Origin of the sequence: Polynucleobacter corsicus, assembly GCF_018688255.1 — a bacterium.
Classification (GTDB): domain Bacteria; phylum Pseudomonadota; class Gammaproteobacteria; order Burkholderiales; family Burkholderiaceae; genus Polynucleobacter; species Polynucleobacter corsicus.
On record NZ_CP061314.1, the window covers coordinates 713,799 to 725,837 of the forward strand.

Consider the following 12,039-nt stretch of genomic DNA (forward strand, 5'->3'; position numbering starts at 1 on the left):
TTTCCCTTAACTTGGAACCCGGAATCCAGTAGACTTAGGTTATGAATTCAATTACATCACGCTTCTTAGCCATCCTTGTTTCTATTGCCGCTATTGCCTTGACGGGCTGCGGCTCTATTGAGTCGGCAGCCCAAGATGACTGCACTTCGATTGGTTGGCAAATCGGCAGCAAAGGTTATAACGATTGCTTTAAGGCGCGGGTTTACGAGCACAAGCTGGATTACTCTCTGCCACCGGGCAGCAAGCCTTCCCCATCCGTCATTTAGTAGGGTTTACCCTAGTTAAATTCACTTGAGCGCCGTCAAGGACTTGAGTCTTAAAATGACCCAAAATTATTGATATTCTTGAAATCTTCTTATATACAGCAAGCTCAGTTGTTTCTTGCTAAGTCGGACCTTCTCAAGCGTAGCTTCAGACTTAAAAAATAGCTCCATTATTGCGACTAAAAATTAGAGATTAAAACTATGAATCACCCAAAACCCTCGGCTGAAATCAAGGCTGTTGCTGTAGCAACTGCAGATGATTTAAGGGAAACCATTCGTCGTAAGAGCAAGCTCAAAGGGCGCCAAGCGGACGATGTGTCCTTGGCAGAGGTTCGCCAGTTAATCGGTGCTGCAGCTGATCGTCGTGATTTGCTAATTGAAAATCTACACAAGCTCAATGACGAATACCGTGCTTTGCATGATCGTCATTTAGTTGCCCTCGCAAAAGAAATGAATTTGCCGATGGCCGAAGTTTACGAAGTGGCTACTTTCTACCACCACTTTGAAGTGGTGCGCGGCAATGACCCGGTTGCAGACATCACTCTGCGTGTCTGTGACGGTATCGCCTGCGAGTTGGCTGGTGCGCAAAATCTATTGGCAAAGTTACCAGCAATCCTAGGCAATCCCAAGATTAAGGTAGAGGCTGCTCCATGCGTAGGTCGTTGTGAACAGGCTCCAGTAGCGGTTGTGCATCAGTACCCGGTATTGTTTGCAACTACCGATAAGGTTGCCGCCGCCGTTAAAAATAATCTGACAACCCATCCAGTGGCTAAGGACAGCGCGAGTTTTGATCCCGCAGTTTTTGTAGAAAAGGGTATATCTCCGCAAGGTGACAATCAAGCGGTTTCACCAGACTATGTGGGTTATGAGTCTTATTGCGCACAGGGTGGTTACGCCTTAGCAAAAGAAATTATTGAAGGTAAAAAAGACGGCGAGAGCATTGTCAAGATCATGGAAAGCTCAGGACTTCGTGGTCTCGGTGGTGCAGGCTTCCCAGCAGGGCGTAAGTGGCGCATCGTGAGAGATCAAGTTGCTCCAAAGTTGATGGCTGTGAATATTGACGAAGGTGAGCCAGGCACATTTAAGGATCGCACGTATTTAGAGCGCGATCCACATCGCTTCTTAGAGGGCATGTTAATTGCTGCCAATGTGGTGGGTATTGATGCTTGCTATATTTATCTGCGCGATGAGTATCACGGTTGCCGTGAATTACTCGAAGCAGAGCTAACTAAACTCAAAGCAAACCCCCCATTTAAATTGCCGCTGATTGAATTACGTCGTGGTGCGGGCGCTTACATCTGTGGCGAAGAATCTGCCATGATTGAAAGTATCGAAGGTAAGCGCGGTGAGCCCCGTATGCGTCCTCCATATATTGCGCAGGTTGGATTGTTCGGTCGTCCAACACTAGAGCACAACTTTGAAACCCTCTACTGGGTGCGCGACATTGTTCAGCGTGGTCCAGAGTGGTTTAGTTCTTTTGGGCGTCATGATCGTAAAGGCTTACGTAGCTTTAGCGTGAGCGGCCGAGTTAAAAACCCGGGTGTCAAACTGGCCCCAGCCGGAATTACGATTCAGGAATTGATTGATGAGTATTGCGGCGGCATGCAAGATGGCCACAAGTTCTATGGCTATCTACCTGGTGGCGCATCCGGCGGCATCTTGCCAGCAACCATGAATGACATTCCACTGGACTTCGATACCTTGCAGCCTTATGGCTGTTTCATTGGTTCTGCTGCAGTGATGGTGTTTGGCGATAAAGACAAAGCGCGCGATATGGCGCTCAATGTCATGCACTTCTTTGAGCATGAGAGTTGCGGTCAATGTACGCCATGTCGTGTGGGCACCAGCAAGGCTGCTAAGTTGATGCAGTCGCCATCTTGGGATCAAGACACCTTAGAAGACTTAGCCACTGTGATGGTTGATGCTTCTATTTGTGGTCTAGGCCAAGCTGCACCAAACCCCATTCGCTGTATTGCAAAATATTTCCCAGAAGAAGTCGCTTAATCAGTAAGCAAAAAACTAAGGGAATAACGAGATAAATATGAACGCACCAGTAAATCCTAAAGAACTTGAATTGCAAACCGTTGAGTTCAAGCTCGATGGCCAAACCATCGTTTCTTACGAAGGTGAGACTATTCTCAAAGCCGCTAAACGCCACGGGATTGATATTCCGCATCTGTGCTTTAAAGATGGCTATCGTGCTGATGGTAATTGCCGAGCATGTGTAGTGGAGATTAATGGTGAACGTACATTAGCACCCAGTTGCTGCCGTAGCGCAACTCCAGGCATGGATGTCAAAGCCAACAGCGAACGTGCACTCAAGAGCCAAAAGTTAGTGCTAGAAATGTTGTTATCCGATATGCCCGACGAAGGATTTAAGTGGGTTGGTGACAGCAAGGAAGAAGAGCAAAAAAATCAGCACGGAGAGCTTAGTACTTGGGCTACCCGTATGGATGTCACAGTACGTCCAGAGCTCAAGGCATTGCGCCGTGAAAAAGTCAGTCATGACGTATCTCACCCAGCCATGGCGGTGAACTTAGATGCCTGTATTCAATGTAATCGTTGCGTGCGCGCTTGTCGTGAAGAGCAGGTCAATGATGTGATTGGTTATGCCATGCGCGGTTCGCATAGCGAGATCGTGTTTGATCTGAATGACCCAATGGGTGATAGTACTTGCGTTGCTTGTGGCGAGTGTGTTCAGGCTTGCCCAACAGGCGCATTAATGCCGAAGGGCTTAATTGGTTCGCAAACAGTTGATCGCAAGGTAGATTCAGTTTGTCCATTCTGCGGTGTAGGTTGTCAGATCACTTACAACGTGAAAGATGAAAAGATTGTTAGCGTTGAAGGTCGTGATGGCCCAGCCAACCATAACCGTCTTTGCGTTAAAGGTCGCTTTGGTATGGATTACATCCACAACCCACAGCGCTTAACCAAGCCGCTCATTCGTAAGGCGGGCGTTGCTAAGGATGAGGCTTTACTAGAAGGCAAGCAAGATTGGTCTGACATTTTCCGTGAAGCAACGTGGGAAGAAGCTCTAGAAGTTGCTGGTGGCGGCCTGAAGAAGCTCAAAGATCAATACGGCAATAAGGTATTGGCTGGATTTGGTTCTGCAAAAGGCAGTAACGAAGAGGCTTACTTATTCCAAAAACTGGTACGCACTGGTTTTGGTAGTAACAACGTTGACCATTGCACACGCCTTTGCCATGCTTCATCAGTTGCCGCACTTTTAGAAGGTGTTGGTTCTGGTGCGGTAAGTAATCAAGTAAACGATGTTGAGCATTCCAGTCTTATTTTCTTGATCGGTTCAAATCCAACCGCAAACCATCCTGTTGCCGCGACCTGGTTCAAGAATGCCGCCAAACGAGGCGCGAAAATTGTATTGTGTGATCCACGTGCGACCGATATCAGTAAGCATGCCTGGCGTACGATGCAGTTCAAGCCAGACACTGATGTGGCGATGCTCAATGCCATGATCTTCACAGTGATTGAAGAGGGTCTGGTTGATAAAGACTTTATTGAGAACCGCTCGAATAACTTTGAAGCACTCAAAGAAAATATCAAGGGCTATAGTCCTGAAGCAATGGCACCAATCTGCGGTATTCCAGCAGAGACTTTGCGTGAAGTCGCCAGAGAATTTGCTACTACTAAGTCAGCTATGATTTTGTGGGGCATGGGTATTAGTCAGCACGTTCATGGTACTGATAATGCTCGTTGCTTAATTGCTTTGGTCAGTATTACCGGTCAAATTGGTAAGCCTGGTTCTGGCTTGCATCCACTGCGTGGACAAAATAACGTGCAGGGCGCGAGTGATGCGGGATTAATTCCGATGATGTTCCCGAACTACCAACGCGTAGACAATCCGGAAGCGCATGCTTGGTTTGAGAAATTCTGGGATACCCCATTAGATAAGAAGCCTGGCTACACCGTAGTCGAGATCATGCATAAGATCACGGCACCGGATAGTGATCCAGACAAGATTCGCGGCATGTATGTTGAGGGTGAGAACCCTGCGATGAGTGATCCCGATTTAAATCATGCCCGTCATGCTTTGGCTTCTTTGGATCTCTTGGTTGTACAAGATATTTTCATGACTGAGACTGCGCTCCTAGCGGACGTGGTATTGCCAGCAAGCGCATGGCCTGAGAAGGTTGGTACTGCTAGTAATACCGATCGTATGGTTCAGATGGGCAAGAAAGCAATTAATCCTCCGGGAGATGCTAAGCCTGATTTATGGATCATTCAGCAAATTGCGAAGCGCATGGGTCTGAACTGGAACTATCAAGGTGCTGACGACGGTGTTGCGCAGGTGTATGACGAGATGCGTCAAGCAATGCATGCAGCTATCAGCGGTATTACTTGGGAGCGTTTAGAAAAAGAATCTAGCGTTACCTATCCATGTTTATCTGCTGAAGATCCAGGTCGCCCAATTGTGTTTAATGACAAGTTCGATACCAAAGATGGCAGAGTGAAGTTAGTACCGGCTGATATTATTCCTGCGAATGAGCGCCCAGATGCGGAGTATCCATTTGTGCTGATTACAGGACGTCAGTTAGAGCATTGGCACACAGGCAGTATGACCCGCCGTGCAACTGTCTTAGATGCCATTGAACCGATGGCCACTGTATCGATGCATGGTGAAGATATGACTCAGTTAGGCGTATCTGCTGGTGATGTCATTACGGTTCAGTCACGTCGTGGAGAAGTAGCTATCCACGTGCGTCGAGATGACGGCACACCTCGTGGTGTGATCTTCATTCCGTTTGCTTACTATGAAGCTGCAGCCAACTTAATTACGAACTCTGCCCTAGATCCATTTGGCAAGATTCCAGAATTTAAGTACTGCGCCGTCAAGCTCGCTAAAGGTGGTCAGGCTGCTGCAGTGATGGGCTACGGTACTAATGATTCTAAGAGGCAGAAGGTTGAATCGGCTCACTGATTATGGGTCCGCTTAAGAAAAGGCCGCCTTTGGGCGGTTTTTTCTTATGAAATGACCTTACTTTCTATCTTACTACTTTTGTAGTAAGATAGTTCGAAAGGGAGATTTTTGATGGGCATGCCAGTCAGAATTGATGACAATCTATATGAAGCAGCAAAGTCTGAGGCCAAGTCTGAGCATCGGACTATTGCTGGCCAGCTTGAGTTTTGGGCTACGGTAGGTAGAGCTGCAATTGATAATCCTGACCTCCCAATTTCATTTATTACCGCCTCTTTGGCATCGCTATCAGAGCCGAGGGCAGATGCTACCCCATTCATCCCTCGCTCTGAGAAGGTTTGATGGCGCATTCAGTTATTCAAACGCGCCGATTCGCCAGACAATACAAAAAGCTAAATGACAATATTGCCAAGGATGTAGATGAAGCTGTAGGAATGATTTCAAATGAACCTTCAATTGGCGAAAAAAAGAAGGGTGATTTAGCTGCATTATTGGTGTACAAGTTCAAAAGTAATGGCCAACTCTATTTACTCGGCTACTCGCTTGATGACGGCTTGAGGTTGATATATTTAGAGGCGATCGGATCGCATGAAAATTTCTATCGAGACATCAAGAGATAGTCAACACAAGATTCCATTGCCCTTTAGAATTGACTTTCTATGGCTAGTTCAAAACCCCAAACCCCACCATCCGATACCAAAGCAGAATTACCTGTTCTGATTATTGGAGCAGGCCTCGCCGGCCTGACAGTAGCTCTGCATATGGCAGAGACGCAGCCGGTCATTGTGATGGCCAAGCGGGGCCTGGGTGAAGCTGCAACTGCTTGGGCGCAGGGCGGTATTGTTGGGGTGGTCGATAAGGTCCATGACAGCGTTGACTCTCATGTGGCCGATACCTTAGATGCTGGTGCTGGTCTTGTGGTGGAATCTACTGCTCGATACATCGCCGAAGAAAGCGCTGAAGCCATTCGTTGGCTAGTTGAGCAGGGTGTTCCTTTTACTGCTGACGAGACCGGGCCCATGGGCTTGCATCTCACACGCGAAGGAGGCCATAGTCAACGCCGCATTGCGCACGTTGCGGATGCTACCGGCAAGGCTATTCATGAGGTGTTGTTGGATAAAGCACGGGCCCATAAAAATATTCAATTGCTAGAGCACTGGATTGCTTTAGATCTGATTACTAACCGTCACCTAGATGCGAAGACGCAGCGTACAAAGCCAAATCGCTGTTACGGCGTGTATGCCCTTGATATTAAAAATAATCATGTAGAAACGATTGAAGCCAAGTCAGTAGTGTTGGCTACGGGTGGTGTTGGCAAGGTGTACAGATACACTAGTAACCCTGACACCGCTACAGGCGATGGTATCGCTATGGCCTGGCGTGCAGGTTGCCGTGTCGGTAATATGGAATTTATTCAGTTCCATCCAACATGTTTATATCACCCTAGCGATAGAACCTTTTTAATCACCGAGGCAATGCGTGGTGAGGGTGGTTTGCTTAAGCTCCCTAACGGGACTCGCTTTATGCCCGAGCATGATGAGCGCAATGAGTTAGCGCCGCGCGATATTGTGGCTAGAGCAATCGACTTTGAGATGAAAAAGCATGGTCTCGATTACGTCCATCTCGATGCCACCCATTTAGGCGAAGCTTTTATTCAAGAGCATTTCCCAATGATCTATGCGCGCTGTATGAGTTTGGGGCTAGATATTACTAAAGAGCCTATACCTGTGGTACCGGCAGCGCATTACACCTGTGGTGGCGTAGTGACTGACCTTAAGGGGCGTACTGATTTACCTGGGCTTTATGCGGTAGGTGAAGCTACCTATACCGGTTTACATGGCGCTAATCGCCTGGCTAGTAATTCATTATTAGAGTGCATCGTCATTGGTAAGGCCGCTGCTGCAGATATCTCTGCAATGAAAACACTAGTAATGCCAAAACTGCCACTGTGGGATGAGAGTCAGGTCGAGGATGCCGATGAGCAGGTGGTAATTGCCCATAACTGGGATGAGCTACGTTCATTGATGTGGAATTACGTCGGTATCGTGAGGACCAATCGAAGGTTAGAGCGTGCACTACACCGCATCAAACTCCTCAGATACGAAGTACAGGAGTATTACGCGAACTTTAAAGTAACACGAGATCTGATTGAGCTACGTAACTTACTGGAGTGTGCCGAGTTGATTGTGAGATCAGCACTCATGCGCCGAGAGAGCAGGGGATTGCATTACAGCCGCGATTACCCAGGGACTTGGGCGGTCTCTTACCCAACAATCTTGACCCCACAGGCAGAAGGTACTTCAGAAAATCCTGAGACCTAATCTCATCAAAGGTCGCCTTTTGAAACAGCTTCTTTAATGTAATTATTGAGTCGGGTTTGCCAACCTTTCCCACTTGCCCTTAGTTTCTCCAGTACATCAAAGTCCATTCTGAGACTCAGCATCTCCTTAGTATTTTTAATGGGCGGTCTACCAACACCTCTTTTGATAAGGGTATCGCCAACATAGACGTGGGCATCCTTAAACCATTGTTCATCCAACTCAGGCGCGTCATCTGGATCAACCCATTCTTCCTGCATATTTTTATTTCTTGATAGCGGGTGCAGCATGAAGGCTTAAGCCTAGCGCAGCAATAACTTTAAGTATGGTGTCAAAGCCTGGGCTTCTCTCGCCAGAGAGTGATTTGTATAAGCTCTCTCTAGTTAGCCCTGAATCTTTAGCAACCTGAGTCATCCCTTTTGCTCTTGCAATGTCACCCAGTGCTTTAGCGATAAAAGCAGCATCACCATTTGCTTCATCAATGCAAGCCTCTAGGTAGGCAGCCATTTCTTTTGGTGTGCGAAGATGCTCGGCTACATCGTATGGGGCTGTGATTGTTTTTTTCATAATAGTTATTTATAGATTTCTCGCTAAACGTTGAGCTAGTTTGATATCTTTAGCTTGTGTTTTTTATCTCCGCCCATTAAGAGAATGGTAATTTTCTGCCCATGTTTGGTGTAGTACACCCGGTAACCAGGGCCAAAATCAATCTTCATCTCGAATACTTTTTCACCCACTGATTCAATATTGCCTGGATTTCCTTCGGATAGCCTTTTAATTCTTGCTTGTATCTTTGCTCTTGCTGTCAAATCAAATAAGTTATCTAGCCAAACTATAAAGTCTTCTGTTTTTCTAATTTCGATCATGCTTAATTGTATCCAGTAGGATACACTAAGTCAAAGAATGGTCTTGATGTTAACCAGAAAATAGGGTGATTGGATTATAAAAATCTCATCGAGAAATCCACTGCCTGAATATCTTTAGTCAGTTTTCCGAGGGAGATGCGATCAACACCAGTAGCAGCAATCACACGCATCTGATCTAAGTCGATGCCACCAGAAGCTTCCAATAGAGCGCGGCCATTGGTAAAGACAACTGCTTCTTTCATTTGCTCGATGGTGAAGTTATCAATCAGGATACTTTTTGCCCCGGCATCCAAAGCCTCTTTTAATTCAGCAAAGTTCTCCACTTCTACCTGAATGTCCACCCCCGAATTAAGAGCTTGTGCAGCTTTAATGGCAGCAGCAACACCACCTGCAGCAGTAATATGATTCTCTTTAATTAAGATGCCATGCCAAAGTGCGAGACGTTGGTTTTGGCCGCCACCCACACGCACTGCGTACTTCTGCGCCTGACGTAAGCCTGGAATCGTTTTGCGTGTATCGAGAACGGCGCAACCTTTGGGGTTTGGGCTGACACCGGCAATGGCATCAACGTGTTGACGAGCAATGCTTGCAGTCCAAGACAATGTTTGTAAGAAATTAATACAGGGACGCTCAGCTGAGAGCAGGGCACGAGAGTTGGCTTCAATATCGCAAACCTTGGTATCAGGCTTCATTAAGTTGCCCTCCAAGTAATACCAAGTCACTTTCGCTGCAGGATCTAATTTCTTGAGCGTGCCTTCAAACCAATCCACTCCGCATAAAACTGCTTCTTGACGAACGATCAGTTGTGCATGCACAGGTTTGCTGGGAACCAATTGCGCAGTCCAATCACACTTGCCAATATCCTCCATCAGCGCATCAGCAATATTACGTTGGCGGGCCTGCTCTAAGGTTTCGTTGTAATCAAACATACGTATGCAGTCAAAAGGTTAAATTAGGCAGCGCCAATATTCTTTACAAAGCCATGCTGGGCTTTGGCTAGAAGATCAGGATGATTCTGGGTGAAGTCCAGCATGCGCTCGACGCAGCCGAGAGCTTTCACGCGCACCTGTTCCTCAATGAAGATTTCACCAGAAGCATTCTCTAAGCAATCCAAAATTCCTTGCAAGCCATTCATGGCCATCCAAGGGCAATGAGCGCAGCTCTTACAAGTGGCGCTGTTACCAGCAGTAGGGGCTTCGATTAATACCTTATTGGGAGCCAATTGGCGCATGCGATGCAAGATGCCATTGTCAGTAGCCACAATATATTCAGTGGCAGAGCCTTCAACCACGGCTTTGATCATGGCAGAGGTGGAGCCAACGACATCTGCCAAATCTACTACTCCTTGTGGAGACTCGGGGTGAACTAAAACCATGGCCTGGGGATGCGCTGCCATGAGCATTTCCAATTCAGCGGCTTTGAATTCATCATGAACAATGCAAGCGCCATTCCAGAGCAACATATCTGCACCAGTCTGCTCTTGAATATAGCGGCCCAAGTGACGATCGGGTGCCCACAGAATTTTCTTGCCCTCAACTTTGAGTTGGTGAACGATCGCCAAGGCGCAAGAGCTCGTTACCATCCAATCCGCTTGCGCTTTAACAGCAGCACTCGTATTAGCATAGACAACTACGGTACGGTCTGGATGCAATGCTCTGAAGGCGGCAAAGTCCTTAGCATCACAACCCAAATCAAGTGAGCAGGTCGCCTCTAAATCTGGCATGAAGACACGCTTTTCGGGACTCAGAATCTTGGCAGACTCCCCCATAAAGCGCACACCAGCCACAATCAGATTCTTGGCAGGGTGATTTTTGCCAAAGCGTGCCATCTCTAGAGAGTCAGCCACAAAGCCACCGGTTGATAAAGCCAAATCTTGAATATCGCCATCTACATAGTAGTGGGCCACTAAAGCAGCATCTTTTTCGATTAGCAGTTGCTTAATACGGGCAATGACAGCAGCTTTCTCGTTGCCATGAAGCTGTGGAGGTATTTTGGCCCAAGCTTGGGCAGTGCAGGTGGCTCCGGCAGCATTTTGCTGGGGGTAGTCAAAGGCTATGGGTAAGCTAACGGTTGAGGTCATGCTGAATTTTAACTTAGCAGAGCCTATTCTTGGGTTCCTTGAGCTATCGTCTCTTTAAGGCTTTGGCCTAGATATTGGATTGGGCATCATAAAAGGTAGTAGGATCTACGTGTATGAAATTCGCCAATGAAACCCTCTTTTTAGTTTTTTCCTTGATATTGAGCGGGCTCTTTATTTCAGCAATTCCTTACTTTCGGAAGCGCAAAGTAAGCAACTTCAACAATATTTGGCTGCTCGCCCTTGGGCTCAATATCTTTGCCTTTTTATGCTTTGCCTCTGCATCTACTATTTCTCCATTTTTACTAACCATTGCAAATACCTCTTTCTTTGCAGGATATTTTTTCCTCGGGTTATTCTCTCGGGCTATTAATCAGCGATCAACTCAATTTTTAGCTCGAATATCACCATTCTTGTTTTTAGTTTTTGCCTGCGTATTTGAATACATGAGGCAGTCCAGCACATTCCAGGTGAGAGTTTTTTTTGTAGTTTCTATGTTGATCGCCTGTCTAGTTTGGATATTGATTGAACTTTACTTTGCACGTAAAAATAATCGGCACATCCAGCTTGATTTTTTAATGTTCACGACATTTGCTGAATTGGTGCTTGGAGTAATTCGATTATGGCTAGTACTTTCCAATACAAGCATTGGAAATATTAATTTATACGGAGAGCCCTTCTTAATCTCGCTAGTTAGGTGGCTTGCCGTTTCGTTCACTGTTCTATCTTACGTTTCGATCCTGGGATTCTGGGCTGAAAGCTTAAGCCAAGAAAATTCTAAAAATGTAGAAGACAACATCAGAATTAAAAACTTATTTAAGGAACGTGAATCTTTAATTGCCAATTTATTAAAGGCTAATAAGACCGCAGCAACAGGCGCCTTATCGGCATCCATTGCCCACGAGTTAAATCAGCCTTTAGGTGCCTCTAAGCTTAATATTCAATTTTTGAGAGGAAAGTTAGAAGTGGGCGCATTCAGTCCTGAAATTGCAAAAGAGGTATTGGATGCTTTGGAGTCAGATAACAATAGAGCGGCGACGATTGTGCGATCCCTTAGATCCATGTTTGCGGAGAATAAACCGCAGCCTGACAAATGTAATCTTGCTGACTCGATATCGAATGTATTCGATGTCATCAAGCCGGAATTAAAGTCTAAAAATATTCAGCCTCACTTAAAGATAGAGGAGGGGCTTTTTGTCAGGATTAGCCCCAATGAGATTGAGCAGGTGATTCTTAACCTACTAAATAATGCTATTCAATCTTTAGAGAGCACCAAGGCATCCTCGCGCTCCATCGAGATTGAGGCTCAAATAGATGGGGACTCTGTGCTCTTCAGTATTCGCGATACCGGCGCAGGTATTCCGGCAGAATTTAAACAAAACTTATTTGAGTTACTCAGCACTACCAAGCAAACTGGCATGGGTCTTGGCTTATGGCTCTGCAGGCATATCGTGACCCGTTATGAAGGTTCTATTTGGCACGAGGATGTTGCTGGTGGTGGCGCGCAGTTTCATGTCAGACTACCAAAAGCCATCTAATTTCGAGCAAGAGGCTATCTCACTATTAGCCCCAAGGCTAATGG

The 12,039-nt window shown here is 46.4% G+C and carries 12 protein-coding genes; 7 read left to right on the forward strand and 5 right to left on the reverse strand.

The annotated features are described in order from the left end of the window. Positions 1-41 precede the first annotated feature (41 nt). The 6 genes from C2747_RS03845 (at position 42) to nadB (ending at position 7,517) form a co-directional block, all read left to right on the forward strand. Positions 42-266, forward strand: a complete 225-nt coding sequence (locus C2747_RS03845) for a hypothetical protein (protein WP_215332569.1) — start codon at positions 42-44, stop codon at positions 264-266. Between the two features lie 198 nt (positions 267-464). Further along, entirely contained in the window at positions 465-2,267 is a 1,803-nt protein-coding gene (locus C2747_RS03850; RefSeq protein ID WP_215332571.1) for an NAD(P)H-dependent oxidoreductase subunit E, read from the forward strand. Positions 2,268-2,304: 37 nt separating this feature from the next. After that, positions 2,305-5,199 (forward strand): formate dehydrogenase subunit alpha, encoded by a 2,895-nt coding sequence (gene fdhF, locus C2747_RS03855; protein WP_215332573.1) that lies wholly within the window; start codon positions 2,305-2,307, stop codon positions 5,197-5,199. 111 nt (positions 5,200-5,310) lie between these two features. Further along, entirely contained in the window at positions 5,311-5,538 is a 228-nt protein-coding gene (locus C2747_RS03860) for a ParD-like family protein (RefSeq protein ID WP_215332575.1), read from the forward strand. Beyond that, positions 5,538-5,816, forward strand: coding sequence for a type II toxin-antitoxin system RelE/ParE family toxin (locus C2747_RS03865; RefSeq protein ID WP_215332577.1), 279 nt, complete (start codon positions 5,538-5,540; stop codon positions 5,814-5,816). The genes C2747_RS03860 and C2747_RS03865 overlap by 1 nt, the downstream gene beginning before the upstream one ends. Before the next feature lie 39 nt (positions 5,817-5,855). After that, the gene (gene nadB, locus C2747_RS03870) at positions 5,856-7,517 is read left to right on the forward strand and encodes an L-aspartate oxidase (protein WP_215332579.1); all 1,662 of its coding nucleotides are present in this window, start codon (positions 5,856-5,858) and stop codon (positions 7,515-7,517) included. Between the two features lie 5 nt (positions 7,518-7,522). On the opposite strand, the gene C2747_RS03875 is transcribed toward nadB, so the two are convergent. The 5 genes from C2747_RS03875 to nadA all read right to left on the reverse strand — a co-directional run bounded on the left by C2747_RS03875 (position 7,523) and on the right by nadA (position 10,460). After that, positions 7,523-7,774 carry a BrnA antitoxin family protein gene (locus tag C2747_RS03875; RefSeq protein WP_215332581.1) on the reverse strand — a complete coding sequence of 84 codons (252 nt, stop codon included), beginning with the start codon at positions 7,772-7,774 and terminating at the stop codon, positions 7,523-7,525. A 4-nt stretch (positions 7,775-7,778) separates the two neighbouring features. Further along, positions 7,779-8,081 (reverse strand): addiction module antidote protein, encoded by a 303-nt coding sequence (locus tag C2747_RS03880; RefSeq protein WP_215332583.1) that lies wholly within the window; start codon positions 8,079-8,081, stop codon positions 7,779-7,781. A gap of 35 nt (positions 8,082-8,116) precedes the next feature. Then, positions 8,117-8,380, reverse strand: coding sequence for a type II toxin-antitoxin system RelE/ParE family toxin (locus C2747_RS03885; protein ID WP_433915501.1), 264 nt, complete (start codon positions 8,378-8,380; stop codon positions 8,117-8,119). 74 nt (positions 8,381-8,454) lie between these two features. Beyond that, the gene (gene nadC / locus C2747_RS03890; protein ID WP_215332585.1) at positions 8,455-9,309 is read right to left on the reverse strand and encodes a carboxylating nicotinate-nucleotide diphosphorylase; all 855 of its coding nucleotides are present in this window, start codon (positions 9,307-9,309) and stop codon (positions 8,455-8,457) included. A 23-nt stretch (positions 9,310-9,332) separates the two neighbouring features. Further along, positions 9,333-10,460: a quinolinate synthase NadA gene (nadA, locus tag C2747_RS03895; protein ID WP_215332587.1), complete on the reverse strand. Its 1,128-nt coding sequence runs from the start codon at positions 10,458-10,460 to the stop codon at positions 9,333-9,335. A 575-nt stretch (positions 10,461-11,035) separates the two neighbouring features. Between nadA and C2747_RS03900 the strand changes: the two genes are divergently transcribed. Next, positions 11,036-11,995: a sensor histidine kinase gene (locus C2747_RS03900; protein WP_215332589.1), complete on the forward strand. Its 960-nt coding sequence runs from the start codon at positions 11,036-11,038 to the stop codon at positions 11,993-11,995. Positions 11,996-12,039 lie beyond the last annotated feature (44 nt).